Annotated in this window: 19 protein-coding genes and 2 pseudogenes; 12 read left to right on the top strand and 9 right to left on the bottom strand. The window is 41.5% G+C overall.

Annotated elements, in window-relative coordinates:
• Positions 1-58 precede the first annotated feature (58 nt).
• The 3 genes from AN213_RS17785 to AN213_RS17775 form a co-directional block, all read right to left on the bottom strand.
• Positions 59-832, bottom strand: a complete 774-nt coding sequence (locus AN213_RS17785) for a Zn-ribbon-containing protein (protein ID WP_054553724.1) — start codon at positions 830-832, stop codon at positions 59-61.
• Positions 832-1098, bottom strand: coding sequence for a hypothetical protein (locus AN213_RS17780; RefSeq protein ID WP_055021916.1), 267 nt, complete (start codon positions 1096-1098; stop codon positions 832-834). The genes AN213_RS17785 and AN213_RS17780 overlap by 1 nt, the downstream gene beginning before the upstream one ends.
• A gap of 155 nt (positions 1099-1253) precedes the next feature.
• Positions 1254-1484, bottom strand: coding sequence for a DUF2789 domain-containing protein (locus AN213_RS17775; protein WP_036969581.1), 231 nt, complete (start codon positions 1482-1484; stop codon positions 1254-1256).
• A gap of 147 nt (positions 1485-1631) precedes the next feature.
• Between AN213_RS17775 and AN213_RS17770 the strand changes: the two genes are divergently transcribed.
• Positions 1632-2279 carry a GNAT family N-acetyltransferase gene (locus AN213_RS17770; protein ID WP_054563618.1) on the top strand — a complete coding sequence of 216 codons (648 nt, stop codon included), beginning with the start codon at positions 1632-1634 and terminating at the stop codon, positions 2277-2279.
• A 697-nt stretch (positions 2280-2976) separates the two neighbouring features.
• Here AN213_RS17770 and AN213_RS17765 read toward each other — a convergent pair.
• Entirely contained in the window at positions 2977-3276 is a 300-nt protein-coding gene (locus AN213_RS17765; protein ID WP_054563619.1) for a DUF3301 domain-containing protein, read from the bottom strand.
• A complete protein-coding gene (locus AN213_RS17760; RefSeq protein WP_055021914.1) occupies positions 3277-4305 on the bottom strand; it encodes a DUF3549 family protein in 1029 nt (342 codons plus the stop codon).
• A 106-nt stretch (positions 4306-4411) separates the two neighbouring features.
• On the opposite strand from AN213_RS17760, the gene AN213_RS17755 reads away from it, so the two are divergent.
• The 10 genes from AN213_RS17755 to AN213_RS17710 all read left to right on the top strand — a co-directional run bounded on the left by AN213_RS17755 (position 4412) and on the right by AN213_RS17710 (position 14403).
• Positions 4412-4726: a YqcC family protein gene (locus AN213_RS17755; RefSeq protein WP_055199272.1), complete on the top strand. Its 315-nt coding sequence runs from the start codon at positions 4412-4414 to the stop codon at positions 4724-4726.
• A gap of 1 nt (position 4727) precedes the next feature.
• On the top strand, positions 4728-5501 hold the full coding sequence (gene truC, locus AN213_RS17750) for a tRNA pseudouridine(65) synthase TruC (protein WP_054563622.1): 774 nt from the start codon (positions 4728-4730) through the stop codon (positions 5499-5501).
• Complete coding sequence (locus AN213_RS17745) at positions 5488-5934, top strand: flavodoxin (protein WP_054563623.1); 447 nt, start codon at positions 5488-5490, stop codon at positions 5932-5934. The genes truC and AN213_RS17745 overlap by 14 nt, the downstream gene beginning before the upstream one ends.
• A 128-nt stretch (positions 5935-6062) precedes the next feature.
• Complete coding sequence (locus tag AN213_RS17740) at positions 6063-6794, top strand: RNA methyltransferase (protein ID WP_055199271.1); 732 nt, start codon at positions 6063-6065, stop codon at positions 6792-6794.
• Positions 6795-6854: 60 nt separating this feature from the next.
• On the top strand, positions 6855-10253 hold the full coding sequence (locus AN213_RS17735; protein WP_055199270.1) for a chromosome segregation SMC family protein: 3399 nt from the start codon (positions 6855-6857) through the stop codon (positions 10251-10253).
• A 33-nt stretch (positions 10254-10286) separates the two neighbouring features.
• Positions 10287-11015 carry a cell division protein ZipA gene (gene zipA, locus AN213_RS17730; RefSeq protein WP_055199269.1) on the top strand — a complete coding sequence of 243 codons (729 nt, stop codon included), beginning with the start codon at positions 10287-10289 and terminating at the stop codon, positions 11013-11015.
• A gap of 82 nt (positions 11016-11097) precedes the next feature.
• Positions 11098-13119, top strand: coding sequence for an NAD-dependent DNA ligase LigA (gene ligA, locus AN213_RS17725; RefSeq protein ID WP_055199268.1), 2022 nt, complete (start codon positions 11098-11100; stop codon positions 13117-13119).
• A complete protein-coding gene (locus AN213_RS17720; RefSeq protein ID WP_055021909.1) occupies positions 13112-13456 on the top strand; it encodes a DUF3392 family protein in 345 nt (114 codons plus the stop codon). The genes ligA and AN213_RS17720 overlap by 8 nt, the downstream gene beginning before the upstream one ends.
• Positions 13453-13941, top strand: a complete 489-nt coding sequence (locus tag AN213_RS17715; RefSeq protein WP_055199267.1) for a DUF2919 domain-containing protein — start codon at positions 13453-13455, stop codon at positions 13939-13941. The genes AN213_RS17720 and AN213_RS17715 overlap by 4 nt, the downstream gene beginning before the upstream one ends.
• Positions 13942-13950: 9 nt before the next feature.
• On the top strand, positions 13951-14403 hold the full coding sequence (locus AN213_RS17710) for a hypothetical protein (protein ID WP_055199266.1): 453 nt from the start codon (positions 13951-13953) through the stop codon (positions 14401-14403).
• A 61-nt stretch (positions 14404-14464) separates the two neighbouring features.
• Here the strand turns inward: AN213_RS17710 and AN213_RS20595 are convergent.
• A pseudogene (locus tag AN213_RS20595) lies at positions 14465-14545 on the bottom strand (hypothetical protein); the annotation flags it as partial.
• Positions 14546-14564: 19 nt separating this feature from the next.
• On the opposite strand from AN213_RS20595, the pseudogene msrB reads away from it, so the two are divergent.
• A pseudogene (gene msrB / locus AN213_RS17705) lies at positions 14565-14927 on the top strand (peptide-methionine (R)-S-oxide reductase MsrB); the annotation flags it as partial.
• A 29-nt stretch (positions 14928-14956) separates the two neighbouring features.
• Here the strand turns inward: msrB and AN213_RS17700 are convergent.
• The 3 genes from AN213_RS17700 to AN213_RS17690 are packed head-to-tail and all read right to left on the bottom strand — an operon-like array spanning position 14957 to position 19920.
• Positions 14957-16906 carry an ATP-binding protein gene (locus AN213_RS17700; RefSeq protein WP_055199264.1) on the bottom strand — a complete coding sequence of 650 codons (1950 nt, stop codon included), beginning with the start codon at positions 16904-16906 and terminating at the stop codon, positions 14957-14959.
• Complete coding sequence (locus AN213_RS17695; protein WP_054563632.1) at positions 16903-18279, bottom strand: extracellular solute-binding protein; 1377 nt, start codon at positions 18277-18279, stop codon at positions 16903-16905. The genes AN213_RS17700 and AN213_RS17695 overlap by 4 nt, the downstream gene beginning before the upstream one ends.
• A 6-nt stretch (positions 18280-18285) precedes the next feature.
• Entirely contained in the window at positions 18286-19920 is a 1635-nt protein-coding gene (locus AN213_RS17690) for a response regulator (protein ID WP_054563633.1), read from the bottom strand.
• Between the last annotated feature and the right edge of the window lie 289 nt (positions 19921-20209).

Here is a 20209-nt window from a genome sequence, read left to right as displayed (position 1 = left end):
GCGGTTGCCCCTTTCGTGTATTTAGTTTTTGCCTTTTTAATTTATTGCCTTTATTAAGCTATTGAAAGTCCCACGAGATATTCGAAACAATGCCACAGGGCTCACAACGAAAATCAAATAAGCCAAACCATGGCTCTGGTAATTTCCACTCGCCATCGCAGCTTGGGCAGCGACGTTTAAGCTCTGACTCTTTGTCAACGCCGCCTACACGATATAAATAGTAATAAACCGGCTTCTTGGTTAGAAAACTAATACGTTTCGTGATATCGCGACCACGGCGGTATAAGTCACTCTTGATGCTAGTTAGCTCCTCAAGCGCAGGAAATTCACAACGGGTTGCACCATTGATCTGAATTTGATCGCAGGCTTGCCAGTCTTCTTGCCATTTAATGAGTGTTTTGTAATCGCCATTGGCAATTGCTGGAATGCGAAATAACGGCACAGGCAAAAAGTCATCACCACAATAAAGCGGGCTACAGGTGTGCACGTACGTGGTATACAAAATATAGCACGACGGATCATGACACATGTCTGCGCCATTTGAGTGAATGTCTTGGCCGACCACTTTAACTTTTGGTGCCAGTAAGCCTGCAGTGTTTAATTGCTCAATGCTATGTTTTACAAACGGGCTATGGTTGAGCGGATGCATCGCATCTTCGGTTGGGCACATTACACGAGTAATGAAAAATCCATCTTTTAAAACCGTTGGAAATTCATCACCAATAATTTGGCCGTTAAAACGAAGCGCATTCACTAGGCGGTTTATCGCCTGCTCAGCAAGCTCTAGGGTAGTATCTTGGTAGCAATCAAAAGTCAGATCGACAACAAACATTATTTTTTCTCAAGCAGTGCTAATAACCTATCTAATTTAGCTTCAATACGATCCAATTGACTTTCCTTTGGTGTACTCAGTTGTTCATTTGACGGGTTATTGATGAAATTATTAATTGAATCCGGATTGTTTTTATATTGGCTAACCGCAGCGATGATCACAGGCATCGGCATTGGTTGGGCTAGCTTACTTTTAGTTAAGGCAACTGTCGGGGTTTTACCTTCATCAAGAAGGGTTTTAATTGCATCAAATACAACGGCATTCATTTTTGTATAAACTCTTTTATAAAGACTAAAAAGCACCGCAGTATATGGGCTGCAGTGCGCGCGTATGGTAGCAATAATAGATGTGGAGTGAAATTACTTTCCTAATTTACGAGCTAAAAGAATGTTATTTAAGCTCGTAAATTAGGTCGCAGGCGTTACTGGCGTAACCTTGCGTCTAATTCATCAATCACCTCGCTCCAAGCACCATCTTCTGCAAGTGATTCTGCTAAAAAGTGTTGCTGAGCTTCATCCCAAAAAGGCGCTTCCTGCAATAGGGTTGTATCAGATAGTTGATGGGATGCTATAAAAGCATCTATTTCACTTTCTTTGCTCGGTAAACCAAGTTGTGCAAATAGGGTCGAAATATCATGTTTTGTCGTATCCATAGTCCTGCTCCTTGTGTATGGCGATAATTATTACTGCTTGAACTTAATGATGATGAACCGCAGTTTAACTTACGCTGAATTTGTCTTTAATCGCTGTTGGGTATATACCTTATAGTCTAGTACGAAAATAATAAAACAAATAAAAGGATGAGTATTTTGACAGTTGCTGAACCCGAAACCTTAAGTGTGCAATACCTGAGTGCTGAAGATATTAGCACTGCCGCAAGCCTTATTTATCAAGCCTATCATGATGATCCCGTTCTTCAGAATGTATTAGGTTTTCAACAAGATAACCCAAGTAAATATGAAACTAAATTACGTGCTTTAGTACGTGAAGAGCTAGCAAGTTTCTGGCAAGAAAAGCAGCCTCTAATAGGTCTTTACTCACAAAGTAGATTAAAAGCCATTGCCTGTGTATTCGATTCGGCAAGTGAACTGCAAGCTGAACGATACTGGCATTGGCGCTTAAAACTGATGCTTAGTGCGGGTTACTTGCAAACCAATCAGCTTATAGAAAAAGAGCGCACTATTCGTGAAGCGCTCTCGAGTAAAGGCCATTATCTGTTTTTAGCCTTTATAGCCGTTGACCCACATTTTCAGGGGCAAGGTTTAGGCAGATATCTGCTACGAGGGCTTGATGATTTAGTTGAGTCAAGCAATCAAGCAAGTGGTTTAGCCGTATTTGTTACTCGCTCTGAACAGCGCGAATTCTTTAGCTCTGAAGGGTTTGAAGTGTTCAAAGCATTAAGCTTTAACCAAGTTGAAGGTGACTTGATGTTCAAAGCAGCAAATTGACAAAAGGACGTTTTGGAAATAGCAATGTGAGATAAATCTCACATTGCTGTGCGTTTTATCAGTTTAATGCCTTTAAATTTGTACCTATAATTGCTTATTGTAATGATTTTAAAGGATTTATTGTTTTTGTCATTTTTGTGACTTAGAAAAAATTACTTTTTATGCCTACCAAGATATCCGCATTTCTCTAAACTTAATCATGTCAAGAAGACGCAGGTTCAATGATTGAACTGATGCCAAGGATTAGGATTATGGCAATAAAGCAAGATGCTTAGCAGGAAGCAAAGGGACAAGAGCTAGGGAAGCAAGGAAGAACGAGGACACTGCCAGGATGCAGTACAATCGCGGAGCGATTGAAAAGGACTGACCAAAGGATGATTTTAGCAGGAAGCTAAAGGAGCGTTTGGAAAACGAAGTGGATAGTCATTGACGGCAAGAGGACGGCACTAGGATGTGTTAAATGTTACATGAAGTAGCATGGTGGGTGTATCGGATGTATACCCGTTCAGGGGAAAGATAAAAAGGCAGCTTCGGCATAAGTAAGGATACTTAATCATGGAAGTAGCAAGATTGGGGCGTGGCTATTAGCTACGCCTTAGTTCTTTCTGGAGGTTGCACTTCTCGCACTTGCAATTATTCTTGTATAACTCGCAACTCGCAACTCGCAACTCGCAACTCGCAACTCGCAACTTGTAACTTAAATCTTATGCGGCGGTATTACTACGCTTTTAAGTAATTCGTTTTCCATGATCAAAACGCCTTGATACACGTTTTGTCCATCACTTGAAAACTCAAAAATAAATTCGCTTTTTATACCTGGTTTACCGTTTTTTAAAATGCCAAGTCGGCGCTTATTGCAAGCAACACTCATCAATTGCACATTTAATTGCTCAATTTGTCTTTGTGCATGAAGATTAGCTGCTTCGGCCACTTTTCTGTTTAACCAAAAAAAGTAGATGATGCTGCCAATGATGATGAGTGTCCACAAGCCTGCCATTTACGAAAATAACCTTCCAATTGCTCGAGCGAGTGTTTCGCTACGATTTTCTTTTCTTAATAAACCTAGTAGGTGAGGGCGAATACTAGGAATTGCAACTAAATCGGTGAAAATACTCACAAACAGTTGTTCAATTTCAGTGTGGTGTGCACAGCAATCCATAAACACGTGTAAGCGTTCTGGGTCTTCAAGTGTGCTAAAACAGCGCCCCGCAATCGTTAGTAGTACATCTGACTGGGTGTTCATATCAGAGCGTAATACAGTATCAACAAGTTGCGCAGTTAAACCTTGTGCTGGTGTTTTTGATAAGCTTCTAAGAGCTGCGACAAGGGCGATGTCGTCTTTATTCTCTATGGCGTTTAAACCATAGGCTAACAATTGCTCTGCAAACACGGGTTCGATTGCAACATGTTCAAGCATTGCACTTAGCGGCTGTAATACTTCGACTGGTAATTGCCCCCAAGCGGCTTGTAGATTTGCTAAATTGTTGTCGTTATCTAAACGCATCGCAAAGTCTGCAATACCTTGTACAGCAACACTTTGCCAATTATCAAAACCGAGTTTGCCTGAAAAATACAGCTGCGCATATTCGTAATACTGTGAAGCACTTTGTTTAAGTAAACATTTAACCTGTGCATTAAATGCTGCTAGCTTGTTGGCGTTTGGCGTAAATACATACGGGTTGTTGTCTAATTTGCCTTCGGCATTTTCACCGGTAATTTCTGTACCAAGCGCTTCAATTACCATATTTGCGAAATGATCGCGGCTTGCACTTACAAGACGGCTTTGCTCATCTAGGGGGAATTTTAAAAACCATACATAAGGTTCTTTAGACGCTTTTACATCCCAAAATTGAATAGCAAGCCAAGCATGACCAGCAAGCGGGTAAGGGTAAGGGATTTTTGTTTCTTCAATGGCAAGAAATTGTTTTTTGTCTAATTTCGTGATGTGTCTGCCAATATCGAAGGCACGCCAAGTGGTACCTGCTGCATCCAGAAGTTGCCCTAAAGTGGCGATCTGCTCAGTCATAAAATCTCAATTACCGTTTTTAATCTATATCAGCCGTGAATTATACGCCATACCATGGCGCCTTGGAACAGGGTATACTAAGCACAAAGGTATTAAGAGTTTTACAATGCATCAACAGACTTTGGCGCTGCTGCGCGAATTAGAATCCACATTACAACGCCATTCACTTTGGCAAACAACACCGATTGACCCAAGTGCACTCAATTCTAGTGTGCCGTTTTGTCATGACACCATGGCTTTTGAGCAATGGCTGCAATTTGTTTTTCTTGAAAAAATGCATACCCTCATTGCACATGCCCAGCCTTTACCCCGTAATTTTGCAATTGCACCTATGGCTGAAATGATGCTGGCACAACACAGCGGCGGTAGTGATGTGATTAACGTTTTACAAAAACTCGATCAACTTTTGAGTGATAACTAAGATGCAAGAGAGTGTTAAGCCACAATTTGATGAGTTATCGATTCTGTACCGCGATGAAAATTACATTGCGATTGATAAACCATCCGGTTTATTGGTTCACCGTTCGTTTTTAGACAAACACGAAACCCAATTTGCAATGCAAATGCTGCGTGACCAAATAGGCCAACACGTGTTTCCTGTACATCGTTTAGATAGACCAACTTCAGGCGTATTACTGTTTGCGTTAAGCTCAGAAGCAGCCCGTGACATGAACCAGTTGTTTATTGATGGGCAAATTGAAAAACGTTACTTAGCTTTAGTAAGAGGCTTTTTAAACGAATCAATCTTCTTAGATAAACCTTTAAAAGAAGAGCTTGATAAAATTGCCGATAAGTTTGCTGATCAAAATAAAGCACCGCAAGAAGCACAAACGCAATTTCATTGCCTGCACCAAGCAAGCTTGCCTATTCCAATTGGTAAATACCCAACAGTTCGTTACTCGCTGGTGGAGTGTTTTCCAAAAACTGGCCGCAAACATCAAATTCGTCGTCATTTAAAACATTTATCATTGCCAATTATTGGTGATGTAAATCATGGTGATAATCAGCATAATCAATTTTTTAGAGAGCATTTTAAACTTCGTCGGTTAATGTTATTTGCCTCTGAATTAAAGTTTGTGCACCCTTATAGCAAGCAACCAATAACAATTAGAGCGCCTTTAGGCGATGCAATGTTAACGATTTGCCAGCAACTTGGCTGGCCAACAGAAGAAAAGGATTATTATGGCAACCATTAGTATTTTTGTCGGCAGTGTTTACGGCGGTGCTGAGCGTTTAAGCGAACAAGTTATTGAAGTCATTGAAAAGTCTGAGCATCAAGCGCAATTAGTTGAAAATGGCACGGTTGATGACATGCTGGCTGCGTCACATATTTTAGTGATCACTTCAACGACGGGTCAGGGCGATATTCCTGACAATTTAATCGCTTTATATAGCCAATTAAATGATCAATTTCCTATGTTAACAGGCAAGCAATACGGCATTATTGCTATGGGCGACCGCAGCTATGGCGATACGTTTTGTGGTGCAGGTCGCAGTTTTGATGAGCTGTTTCGCGATTTACAGGCAAAACCTGTTGGTCATCGTTTAGAAATTGATGCCTGTGAAGATTTTGAGCCTTGGCCTGTTACTGAGCCATGGTTAAATGAATGGCTGACAAAAATTAGTTAATGCCTCTTATTAGCTAGTGTCTCTTAAAAGTGCTGATTGAATAAGCAATTGGCACTTTCCCCTTGGTTTTTCGAGTACAGAATCTGTGACCTTGGTGATATACTTAACCATCATTTTATGAGGCTGTTATGATTTCAAAAAACCAACTGAAACTAATTCGTGCATTAGGTCAAAAGAAATACCGTAAGCAATATAACCAGTACCTTGTTCAAGGCGAAAAAAATGTACTTGAATTACTAAACAGTGGTTTTAGCATTGCTCATATCTTTGCGACTCCTGCATTTATGTCTGCGCATCAATCAGCACTTGCAGCCCATCAAGTCATTGAAGCAGATGAAGACAGCCTTACCAAAGCTAGTACGCTTGTTAGTAACAACGCCGCAATTGCTGTTGTTGATATGCCAAGTGAGCAAGCATTACCAACATCGGGACTTATTTTAGCCCTTGATGGCGTGTCGGATCCGGGGAATTTAGGAACGATTATTCGTGTTGCTGATTGGTATGGTATTAAGCATATTGTTACCAGCAAAGACAGTGCGGATGCTTATAACCCGAAAACTATTAGCGCCACAATGGGTTCATTTGCTCGCGTGTGTGTCTCACAAACTGATTTAACCAGTTACTTACCAAGCCTAAACCTCCCAGTGTATGGTGCATTTTTAGAAGGTGAGAACATCCACAAAACTGCTCTTAAACAAGATGCCGTATTACTAATGGGCAGTGAATCTCATGGTATACGTACTGATTGCGAAAGCTTAGTTACTGATAAAATAACCATTCCGGCTTATGGTCAAGCAGAATCGCTCAATGTAGCGATGGCAACGGGTATTATTTTAGATAATTTTAAGCGCCACGCTTAACCTTTTACCCTAAAATGGGTTAAATTGAAGAATAACAATAAAAATCGGTAAAACAATTAGATGCGCTTAAGCACCATAAAATTAGCGGGTTTCAAATCGTTTGTTGAACTCACTAAGATCCCATTTCCTGATCAGATGACGTGTGTTGTCGGCCCGAACGGCTGTGGCAAATCAAATGTCATCGATGCAGTGCGTTGGGTGCTCGGTGAAAGCTCAGCTAAAAACTTACGTGGCGATGCCATGACCGATGTTATTTTTAACGGCTCAACTAATCGAAAGCCAATTTCACAAGCCTCTGTTGAGTTGGTGTTTGATAACACCAGTGGTCATTTACCGAATACCTTTGCTGATCGAAACCAAGTGGCGATCAAACGCTTAGTGACTCGAGATGGCCAGTCAATTTATTTTCTAAATGGCAGCAAATGCCGTAAGCGTGATATTACCGACATCTTTTTAGGCACAGGTCTTGGCCCGCGCAGCTATGCGATTATTGAGCAGGGCATGATCTCGCGTTTAATTGAGAGTAAACCGGCTGATTTACGTGTTTTTTTAGAAGAAGCTGCGGGGGTTTCAAAATACAAAGAGCGTCGTCGTGAAACGCAAACCCGCATTAAAAGCACCCGCGAAAACCTTGAGCGGTTGCTTGATGTAAGGCAGGAGTTGCAAACACAGCTCGATAAACTTGCAGTGCAATCAGTCGATGCAAAAAAATACCGAGAGCTAAAAGCCACTGAGCGCACCTTAAAAGGGCAAATTGCGGTTTTAAAGTGGCAGAAGTTACACCAACAACAAATTGATAAAGCTGAGCAAATTAATAAACTTAAAGAGCAAATCCAGTTCTTTAGAGAAGCGCACTCTGGCCACGATGATGTTTTAGCAAGCCTTGAAAATCAAGTGCAGCTTGAGCAGCAAAAACTGCAAGACGCACAGCAGGCTCAGCATCAAACACACACTGATTTAACCCGCAAAGAGCAGCAACAGATCAGCTTAAAGCAGCAACAGCAAACACTTAGTCAAAACCTCATCAAACAGCAACAACTGCAGTTACAAAATAAAGAGCTGCAAGAAGAGCAACACGCCTCAGCCGCCATTTTACAAGAGCAGCTACAAGAAGCGATTGAGCAAAGTTTACTGTGCGCTGAGCAAGTTGCAGAGGTTGAAGAACAAGTCGCACAGCAACAGCAACAAACGCAAAGCGCCAATGAGCAATATCAAAGCACCTTACAGAAAAGCCAAGCTCATAGCAGTGATATTAATGTTGCAAAGAATCAACAGGCTCACTTTGCCCAGACTGTTGCGCAACTCGAGTCTCAGCAGGCACAACTTGCCGCTGAAATTAATGAACTTGAAGCGACTCCAGTTGCAGCGCAAATTGCAGAGCAACAACAGCAAATTCAATCACTGACGAAAGAGCTTGCGCAGCAACAAAGTGCGCTGAATAAGCTCACTCAAAATCTAGAACAAGCGGATAAAGAGCAACAGCACTTAGAGCAGGACTTAAAGCGGGTTCAGCAGCACAGTAATGAAAATAGAGCCAGCATAGCTGCGCTTAATTCTGTGTTATCAGAGCAAACCAACAGCGAGAGTGTCTCTCTATTGGCGCAGTTAAAGGTGGCTTCTGGCTTTGAGCCGCTAATTGAACAAGCCCTACTTGGCCTTGAGCATCTAAAGGTCAGTCAACATAAAGAGCCTAACAGTGTTTGGCCTGCATCTGATGATGAGTTACCAAAAGAGTCATTAGCTAATTATATCGAATCGGGTGCTTACCCTGATTTATTAGCACGGTTTGCATTTCAACCTTGTTTTGATGACGCTATTTTGGCGGATACATATTGGCTGGCTGTGATTGATGAAGAGGGCTGTATGCATGGTCGTAACTTTCATACCGATGCCAATAAAGACGCCGACAATTCTTTGCTTTTAAAGCATGCTCAGCTAAGTGATGCTCAGCAGTTAGATGAAGAACTCAACGAGCAATTAGAAACTAAGCAGCAATTGCTAAATGAGCATCTAGCTCACAAGAAAACACTTATCGCCGACAAAGAGCAATACAGAGAACGAATTCACCAAGCAGCTCAGCAGATTGCATCGGCCAGCACTCGACGCGATATGTTATTAGAGCAGCAAACCCAGTGGCAAAACCAGCTTGTTAAGTTGCAACAGCGTCAAACCTTACTGGCTGAGCAAAAGCAAAATGCTGACGAACAGCAACAAACTCAGCAGTGTTTACTTGAACAACTGTTAGAGCAGCAATTAGAACTTGAAACTGAGTTAGAGCAAGCAAAACACCAACAAGCTGAGGCAAATAACCGCTATCGCCAAGTGGCTTCTATGCTTGAGCAATATAAAACGCAAGCACATCAAGCAAATTTGGCCGAACAAAAAGCTCGCAGTGAATGTCAACTTAGCGAAACCAAACTACAGCATGCAAATGCCGCACAAAGTGCTGCCAGTGAAGCCGTATTAGAGCTCAACGAGCAACTAGAAGAATTAGTGATCCCGCTTGAAGAAGTAGCAGAGCAAATTATGCTATTGCTTGAAAAGCATCAACAAAGTGACGTTGAGCTGAAAAACTTGCAAGCGGCCTTGAGTCAAGCTAAAAAGGAGCTTGCTGATAAGCAAACAGCGTTGAAATCATCGCAATCTGAGTTGGTGACGTTACAAGAGCAGTTGCAAGCATTAGCGCTGGATGAGCAAAGTTTAATCGTGAAGGCGCAAGCTGCGTTAGAGCCACTTGAAGAACTGGAACAAAATTTAAAAACAGTACTTGAAGAACTGCCTGACAATGCCAATTTAAATAGCATGCAAACGAGGCTTACAAAAACCACGCAAGCATTAAATGAACTTGGCGCGGTGAACTTAGCGGCAATAGATGAGTTTGAGCAGGCTAAACAGCGCAGCGATTATTTAAATCAGCAGCTTGATGACTTAACACAAGCATTAAATACCCTTGAGGGGGCGATTCAAAAAATCGACCGAGAAACAAAAAATCGTTTCAAGGCGACCTTTGAACAAGTAAATACAGACTTTGGGGAGTTATTCCCAAAAGTGTTTGGTGGCGGTAGTGCTTACCTTGAATTGACCAGTGATGATCTACTTGAAAGTGGGGTGAGCATCATGGCAAGGCCACCAGGCAAGAAAAATTCGACAATTCACCTGCTTAGTGGTGGAGAAAAAGCGCTGACCGCATTATCATTGGTGTTTTCAATATTCAGGCTCAATCCAGCTCCATTCTGTATGCTAGATGAAGTGGATGCGCCATTGGATGATGCGAACGTGGGTCGTTTTTGCCGTTTGGTAGAAGAGATGTCACAATCAGTACAATTTATTTATATCAGTCATAACAAGATTGCTATGGAAATGGCAGGCAGGTTGACCGGTGTAACTATGGCTGAACCAGGTGTATCACGTATGGTCGCTGTAGATATAGAACAAGCTGTGCAAATGGCACATGCATAAAATTTAGGCATATCAAATAATAAAGGTGAGGGGATGGCCGAAGAATTAAGATGGGCTTTAATCGTAATCAGTGTATTTGTCATTGGTGGTTTATTAATTCACGGCTTATGGTCGGTGCGTAAAAAGGACAGCCCAGATACGCCATCACTTGAGCGGGTTGAACCGAACGAAACAACCAGCGAGGTTCAAGAGCCTGCGACTGCAAAATCGCAAGAGCGTGATGAGCCAGAGTTTGGTGATTTAAGCTTTTCAGCAGAAAGTCACGACGAGCCGGCTGTTTCAGAACAGGTTGTTGAAGAGCCTGAAGCTGAGCAACAAGAAGTTGAAGAAGAACCTGCTGATGCACAAGCTCCAACCGATTTCATTATCGTGCATTTACAAATGCCAGAAGGTTTAACAATGGATGGCAGCCAATTATTGCCAGCTGTTAATATGTTAGGCTTTAAGTATTCTGAAGAAGGTTTCTTTAACCGTCATTTAGACCCAGCTGGCACAGGCCCGGTGTTATTCCGTTTAGTGAATATGTACAACCCAGGTACGTTCGATATTGATAATATGGAACAGTTTAGTACGGCAGGTGTTAGCTTATTTATGACCTTACCATGTGATGGCGACGGTCTAAGTGCATTCAACATGTTGCACAGTGCTGCTAAAAAGCTAGCCGATGAATTTGGTGCAACGATTTTAGATAGCAACCGTGAAGAAATGACGGTTGAAAGCGTTCGTGAGTATGTTGAGAAAGTTCGCAGCTTTTCATCGTAATCGCACACACAGAGTATAAGTATTAGGCCACTTGGCGTTAAGTCGTCTAAGTGGCTTTTTTATGTAGATTTTTGAGGTTTTCATGTCCAGCCCCATCTTTGAGCAAATTAGCCAACTTCGTGCCCAGTTAGAAGAGCATAACCATAATTATTATGTGCTGGATGCACCTAGCATTCCTGATGCTGAATATGACCGTTTAATGCGCGAATTGAGCGCCCTTGAGCAAGCTAATCCTGAGTTTCAAAGCCCTGACTCACCAAGCCAGAAAGTCGGTGGCGCCGCACTTGATAAGTTTGAGCAAGTTACTCACCAAGTGCCAATGCTGTCACTTGATAATGCGTTTTCAGAAGAAGAGTTTGCCGCCTTTAACCGCCGTATCAAAGAGCGTCTAATGGACAACAATGAGCTGACTTTTTGTTGTGAGCCAAAGCTTGATGGTTTAGCGGTATCGATTATTTATCGTGATGGTGTTTTAGTTCAAGCAGCCACCCGTGGCGATGGTATGGTGGGTGAAAACATCACTCAAAACGTGAAAACAATTCGTAATGTGCCGCTTAAGTTACGTGGCGATGACTTCCCAGCAGAGCTTGAAGTGCGCGGTGAAGTATTTATGGATAGCGCCGGTTTTGCCAAACTAAACAGTGAAGCCGAAAAACGTGGCGACAAAGTGTTTGTTAACCCACGTAATGCTGCGGCTGGTAGCTTACGTCAGCTTGACTCTAAAGTAACAGCAAAGCGTCCACTGATGTTTTATGCCTACAGCACTGGGCTTGTTGCCGATGGGCAGTTACCAGAAGATCATTACCAACAGCTAGCTAAACTCACCGATTGGGGTTTACCACTTTGCCCAGAAACAAAACTGGTTGAAGGTCAGCAAGCTGCACTTGATTACTACCAAGATATCTTGACGCGTCGAAGTAGCCTTGCCTACGAAATTGACGGTGTGGTTATTAAAGTAAATGACAAAAAACGACAAGAGCGTTTAGGCTTTGTGGCACGAGCACCACGCTGGGCAATTGCTTTTAAATTCCCGGCGCAAGAAGAAATCACCCAATTACTTGATGTTGAGTTTCAGGTAGGGCGCACTGGCGCAATCACCCCTGTAGCACGATTAGAGCCGGTATTTGTAGGTGGCGTAACGGTATCTAATGCAACACTTCACAACGGCGATGAAATTGCCCGTTTAGGCGTTAAAATTGGCGATACCGTGATTATACGTCGTGCGGGTGATGTTATTCCACAAATAACCCAAGTGGTCCTTGAACGTCGCCCTGACGATGCAAAAGACATTGAATTTCCAGCTACTTGCCCAATTTGTGACTCACATGTGGAGCGCATTGAAGGTGAAGCGGTTGCCCGTTGTACGGGTGGCTTAGTGTGCCAAGCGCAGCGTAAGCAAGCAATTAAACATTTTGCGTCACGTAAAGCACTTGATGTTGATGGCTTAGGCGACAAAATTGTTGACCAACTAGTTGACCGTGAACTGATCAAAACGCCTGCTGATTTATTTATCCTTAAACAAGGGCATTTTGAATCACTAGAGCGAATGGGTCCAAAGTCAGCTAAGAACTTAGTTAATGCACTACAAGATGCGAAACAAACAACCTTAGCTAAATTCCTATATTCGTTAGGTATTCGTGAAGTCGGTGAAGCAACCGCGCAAAACTTAGCAAACCATTTTTTAACTCTAGAAAAAATCACTCAAGCAAGCGTTGATGCGTTAACTGAAGTAAGTGACGTAGGTGAGATCGTTGCTAAGCATGTACGTGGCTTCTTTAGCGAAGAGCACAATATGGCAGTTGTAAATGCGTTAGTTGAGCAAGGTATTCACTGGCCAGAATTAACAGCACCGAGCGCCGATGCGCAGCCATTAGCTGGCTTAACTTACGTACTGACCGGCACATTGAGTGAGCTTAATCGTAATGATGCAAAAGCACGTTTACAAGCGTTAGGTGCAAAAGTGTCGGGTAGTGTATCGACTAAAACAGATGCACTGATTGCGGGTGAAAAAGCAGGCTCAAAATTAACCAAAGCACAAGACTTAGGCATTGATGTGTTAACTGAGGCTGACCTCATTGCACTTTTAAGTGAGCACAATGGATAGTCTATTGCAGGCATTGTCGTCAGTTGCTTTAACAATTGGCAGCTGGCTGCAACCACACCTTTACAATATTTCATTATTGCTGGTGGTGTGTTTTATATCCTTGTATGCAAACGATATTATTAAAGTGACCAAGCGCTTTGTCGCGCGTCGTCACTTTATTATTCGCGTGCTTTGCTTTGTGTTGGTCACAGGGTTTGGCATGGGCTTACTTGTGGTGTTTGTAACTCCATTTTTAAGTAAGTTGCTACTGCTACTCGGTGTTAAATGGCTGGCGCTTACACTTACAGCTGCGTTTTTGGTACTTGGCATCATTGCCGATAAGAAGAACCAAATATGAATCGCTACGGTCCAGAATACTGGGATAAACACGGCGCTTATCGAACCCCAGTAGCGTTTCATTTAACTTTGTTAGTGTTGTTACGCAGTTACTTTATTTGGCTGATGGCGGCGCTGAGCCGTCGCCCTGATTTAGATATCATGTCGCTGTTTTTTAAATCGAAAAGCGATTTCTTTACAGCCATTGCCATAGCTGCAATCGCCTTATTACCGGCGGTGATCTTTTGTTTACGCCGACCTCAAGAAAATGCTGAAAGTGCGAAACGTCTGGCGTCTATATGGCGTTTTATGCGCTGGCCATTAATTTTGTGTGCAATCACAGATTTAAGTTGGTTAACCTATCAGGCTGCGCACAGTCACTATCAGTTTTCGTTTTTCTTAGCGTGTCAAATGGTGCTGGTGTTATGGGTACTGTTATATTTATTAAAAAGCAGATATCTGTCGGTCTTTTTTAATGATTGGCCAGATCCAATTGAAAAGAAATAGGGCTGCAATATGTTGGCAATTAATAAGCTTTTAGCAAAAATTTCACTCACGATCGCGCTGGTATTAATTGCTTTGTGGGTATTTACGCCACTTTGGCACAGTGCTGCATTTTCGTTGTTTGTGATGTTATGGGGCTTTATTACTTTATCAAGCCTTTATCGGGTAACTCCGTTATTTGTAGCGCGTAATCCCATTGCCGATTTACTAAAGCGTGATGTGAATCAGCTAGCGCTGATAAGTCTGGCTGGTTTATTCGATTTTAAACGCAAAGCTGAGTTTGTATTAATTGGCCAAATTAAGCAGATTGAAATCGGCGAAGGGATAATCCATGTAACTGATGTCAATGACCAGCTGATAACAGCCGTATTAAGTGTTAACAGCAGCCAAATAAATAGTCATTTAGCACAGCTACTTTCTGAGCGTGAACGTGCACAAATAGATATCAGGTTACAAACACAGTAATTACTAGACGCACGTTGCTTGCCCTTAGTAGTGCTTGTGATGTACTGTGCAATTGTTGTATTCAACCCTGAGGGAGCATTATGTTAACTTGGCAAGATATTTTAGAGTTTGCCCATAACGGTAACCCAACACCTTCACGTCGAGTCGAAAAATCGCCATCTGAATGGCAAGTTGAGCTCGAACAAGATGCATTCTATGTAACCCGTTTAAAAGGCACCGAACGTCCGCATAGCTCTGATTCATGTACGATATTTGAACCAGGTCAATATGCGTGTGTGTGTTGTGACAACTTACTTTTTGATGGCGATGAAAAGTTCGATAGTGGCACAGGCTGGCCGTCATTTACCCAGCCTAGCAGTGTTGAAAGCATTGCCTATATCGCGGACTCTAGCCATGGTATGCAGCGCATTGAAGCCGTATGTAATGTTTGCGATGCACATTTAGGACATGTATTTCCTGATGGTCCACCGCCAAGTGGCTTACGCTATTGCATGAATGCTATAGCGATGAAAAAACGCGACTAATGCGTATTTAATCTCTATCTAATCATTACCTAATCTAAGTATTGAGCAATGATAAAAATAAGGTGCTCACGGTGAATTGGCTTACTGATTATGTAGTCTGTCAAAATACTGGATTGCGCCTTATCATCTTTTAATACCGATGCTGTAACCGCAATGATTGGAATATGCTTGAAGCGATCATCACTGCGAATTAACTGACTTGCTTCTAATCCGCCCATCACCGGCATTTTTAAATCCATGATGATTAAATCAGGCTGATGCTGCTCAATTTTTTTAAGGGCATCTTCACCATTGATAGCCGTGTCTACGGTAAAGCTCCAGCGTGATAAGAAGGACTCTAAATAGTCACGGTTGTAGGGAATATCATCAACAATCAAAATGCGAGCAGGATTAAAGTGGTAGCTCGAAATAGCGGGGTAGTTACGATGTTTCACTTCATTTTTAGATTCAGCTAATTCAATATTTGGTAACGACACGATAAACTCACTGCCTTTATCTTTATCGCTGATCACCGATAACTCACCACCCATTAGCTTGATAAAACGCAGTGAAATCGCAAGACCTAACCCCGTTCCACCAAACTCAGAACTACGTTGGCCTTGTACTTGTTCAAAATCATTAAAAATAAGATCTTGTTGATCTTTAGGAATACCCTTACCTGTGTCTGTGACATGAATTTTGATATCAATATTGCTGTTGTCATCGTGTGCTTTAAAATCAAAATACACTTTAACACTGCCTTGTGCTGTGAACTTAATAGCATTACTGATTAAGTTGGTTAGTACTTGGCGAACTTTATTGCTATCAAGTAACACTGGAGTTGTTAACTCAGGGTGAGAGGTTATTTGTAAATCGAGATCTTTTTGCGCACTGAGCTGTAAAAACATCATATTAAGCTCATGGCACATTTTAGGGATTTCTACACGCTCAATATCGAGTTGCATTTTACCAGCATCGATTTTTGATAAATCGAGAATGTCATTCAAAACATTAAGCAGTGAATTTCCAGAGATTGATATTGCTTCTAAATAACGACGCTTATTTTTATCTGTTTCGCTATCTTGTAGTAATTGGCTAAAACCTAGCACTGCATTGAGCGGAGTTCTTAACTCATGTGACATATTAGCTAAAAAGCGACTTTTAGCCTGATTTGATTGCTCAGCTTGTTCTTTAGCATCAAGGTACTCTTGAGTGCGCTTTGCAACCGTGTCTTCAAGCAAACTATGTTGTTCATGCATGCTGTTGATCTGCTGTCTAACCGCAGCGCGCATCATTTTAAAGCCACTGGCGAGAGTACCTATTTCATCTTGGCTTTTTATATTAATAGGGCAGTTTAAATCACCCGTGGTCACAGCATGAGAAAATTCTACGAGCTGATCAATGGGCTGTAAAATAATACGGCGAATAATGATATAGGCGATGATAAGTGCGGTTAACAGGTAAATAGCAAACAGCGAAACTGCATTACTAATAATCGATTTAGTCTTTAACGCTAAGTCTTTATCTGAAAAGCTTACGATAACGTAACCGATGTTTTCCCCCTGAAAATTGCTAATTGGCACAGCAACAGCATATTGCTGATCCATGGCTACAATGGCATTTTTCTCAGGGTTGAGCTGTTTTAGCAGCACTTGGTTAGTTTCTAGGGTATCTACTTTACTGTTATCTGGGTGTGCAGCGATAAAGTTATTTTGGTCGATAAAGTAAATCGTCTTTAAATCATCAAAGGTATTATTTTTTAAAATGTTCTTTAATGTAATACCCTGAATTTTAAGCACCCAACTTCCCACGGTATTGTCTTGTGTGAGGCTGTTTATTTCTGACAACATGGGCGAGACAATCGCATCGGCTTTTTCACTCATGTTCAAAAGTGTTTGCTCTTTAAGCTCCATTACATGCAACGACGTACTTGCCCCTAAAATAAGGGTAATGGTAAAGCCAATGATCATTAAAATTTTGTGGGCAATACTAATTCTCATTGCTCAATATTGCTCCGTACTTTTAATGCTTGCATATTAGCGTTAATTTTTGCGTCTGTGCTTTTGATTGATTGTTTTATATCTGCACCATAGAAAATTTGGCTAAAGGTTTGCGAAATAATTTCGCCAATAACCGGAAACTCGACCATGCCAGCCTGAAGGCGATCAGGCGTTGCATGCTCAAACACCCACAACATGGCTTTATTAAAGCCAGGTTTGTTTACTAGAGTAAACAGCTTCTCGTGCCACACTTTTTGTCTAGGCGGTGAGCCTCCTGTACTAAGTAGTGCGGCGGTCTGCTCACTGGTTGCCCATTGAATAAATAACCATGCAGCATCTTTGTTAGTTGATTTGCTATTAATTGCAAATGCCCATGCCCAAGGAGATGTTTCTCTGGCGATTGGACCAGCAGGCAAGGGGGCTGCTTCCCATTTATTCCAAATATCTGACTCTTCGGCGGTATCTATTTCATTATAAAAATGAGAAGCCAAAAAGGCCGAGGCAAGGCGGCCTTCTTTAAACAGGCGACGAATTTCATAAAAATGCAGTAAGCGGCTGTTATCTGGATTGCCGAACCCTGTTACTAGGTCGCGATACACTTGTAGGCTTTGTGCCGTTTCAGGGCTATTAAAAACTGACTGGCCCTGCGCGTCGATAACTTCAGCGCCATAAGCACGCATAACAGGTAATACAGTCCAAGTGTTTAATCCTGCACCGGGCAATGTCCGTGAGGCAAATGCATGCATACCATTTAAAGAAGGGGTGCGGTCGATTTCCCGTTGTAACTTAACCTTGGTTGCTTGTAGTTGCTCGTAGGTATCGGGAACTGCTAAGTTAAAACGTTCGAAAAGATCTTTGCGATAAAAATAAATCGGCGCAGAAAAATCAAATGGTAACGAATATAGCGTGTTATCAATTTTACAAAGCGCTAGGCTACGCTCACTAATGTCTTCTAACTGATACCAAGTTTTGTCTGTCAGTTTTGGGTTATCAATGTAAGGCTGCAAGGGCTCAATCCAGCCTTGGCTTTGCGCTTCACCTAAAAAGGTAATCCCCATCGGCAGTACATCGTAAAGCCCTGAAGCCTCGCTTAAATCTTGATGGCGACGAACACGCATTTGTGATTGTTCTAAAGCATGAAAGCCAACAGAAATCCCTGTTAGCTGCTCAAATAAAGGAATGTAGGGTTTTAACGCCATAAATGCAGGCTGCTCATCAGCCAAAATATTGATATGGCTACCTGCTTTACTTTGCCAATTGATACTGGCTTGTTGCCAATGTTGTAATGTTGCTGAGGCAAAGCTGTATTGGCAAAAGATTAAAAGCGCAACGCTTAGGAGGGGCTTTTTAAATTTAAACAAAGAAAATGCCATACTCGATTACTCAGCAAGCTTAATTTTTAACTTTGCAGCTAAGGCTTTAATTTTTTCAAAGCGGATTGCTTGTTCATCTTCTAATGTTTGCGCATCTAGCAAGGCAAAACATTTTTTCGCGAGCGCTAAATTAAATGATTGGCCTTGGTTATTTGTATCGAATAAACATTGCAGTAGGTTTAAAGCGATGCTGGCATTTTTAGGCATGATCCTAAATGCTTGGGTGAAGGCTTCAAGTGCCGTATTGAGCTGACCTTTATTAAATTGTGTTACAGCGTGATTATTGAGCTCTTTCGGACCGAGCTTGATATCTCGTCGTTCAGTTTGTTGTTGTTGAATATAACGTAAATACACCGGATCGCTAACTGATGGGTGGCGTTCACAGTGAGTGATAATTTGGTTAAATAGCATCTGTGCTTTGTGGTGAAAACCAAGCTCATGAAACGCTTTCGCTTTATCGAGCGCACCATCTACTGAACGAATTTGAGTGTCACTTTCATCAAGCTGATTGATAAGTGCTTTAGCCTTTTGATGTTCATCCTTTAAATAATGCAAACGCGCATTGAGAACATCAATTTGTGTTTGATTATTACTATTCGGAAACTGCTTTTTTAAATCACTTAAGTACTGGTTTGTCTGTCTCGAAATGCGATTAACTTGATCGGTTTGATCCGTCGTTAAAGCAAAATCAATCCCTGCGCGCGCCGCATTTAAATATATATCAGGGTTATCGTGAATTGAGTGCTTTGCGTAACTGGCAATATCTTTTTGAGTTAAATAGTTTTTTTCATAATCATGATTAAGCAATGATACATGACTCAGGGCTTTTTGGCGGTCAATGTTACGTGGGGCAATCTCAACAGCTTTACTAAAAAAGTCCTGAGCCTCATCAAACTTATTGAGTTTAATTTCTAATCGACCTAGTAAATCCAGCGCAACTAGTCTCGTTTCACTGCGCTGCAACATCGTCTTAAGCATGCGGTGTGCTAGGGTATGTTCATTATTAGCAATAAGCGCTTCGACTAAACCAACTTTTGCCCAAGTAAATTTTTGAATATCGAGCACTGATTTAAAAAATGTTTTGGCCTCTTCAAAGCGCTTAAGGCGAAGAAGGGCGTCGCCTTTTAATCTCAACAGAATGGCGCTGTAACTATTACCTTTGTTTTGCAGCAAGGCATCAATTTGTTTAATTGCTTTGGAGTCATTCCCATCATCAATAAGTTGATAAATTTGATGTAGGTTACTTTTGCGCAATAACACTTTTTCAATACGATTTTTTAATTCGTTAATTGTAAAGGGTTTAACTAAGAAATCATCTGGTTGTAGCTCGAGTACACTGTGAACTAACGAGCCGCTTGTTTCAGCTGAAATAAAAATAAAGCCGGTAGAGTTTTTTATAAGACGCTTCATTTTCAGCTCTTCATAAAGCTGATAACCATCTTGATGTTTACTAAGGTTAAATGAACAAACGATGAGATCAAATTGCTCAATTTGACATTGTTCTTTTGCTGCAATTGCATGCTCAGCAAAACGCAACTGACGAAACCCCAATCCCTCTAAGGACTGTTTCATATAGCTTTGAGCAAGTGGCTGCTCTTCAACTATTAAAATTTTGGCTTTCGAAAAAATCTTTGCAGGCATTGGACTTGCGACTAAGTGACATTAACGATGACTATAATAAACAGTCTAGCTGCTGACAAGGCAAATTACAGCTTTTGCAATGATTTAAAGTTTAGCTTTGGGTTATATCAATAAATGGAGTAGTGAGTGATAGATATTAGAAGTTAGATATTAGAAGTGATTGTTATATGTGGTGGGTCGTACTGGACTTGAACCATCGAGCCTGTGTTTTGTAAAGAGTGGCGATGCTTTTGAAAACTAGAGATAAAATAAGGAGGTTTTATATGTGGTGGGTCGTACTGGACTTGAA

The sequence above is a fragment of the Pseudoalteromonas sp. P1-8 genome, assembly GCF_001399985.1.
Classification (GTDB): domain Bacteria; phylum Pseudomonadota; class Gammaproteobacteria; order Enterobacterales; family Alteromonadaceae; genus Pseudoalteromonas.
The sequence above is the reverse complement of the archived record's forward strand: the minus strand, read 5'-3'. Positions and strand labels throughout refer to the sequence as shown.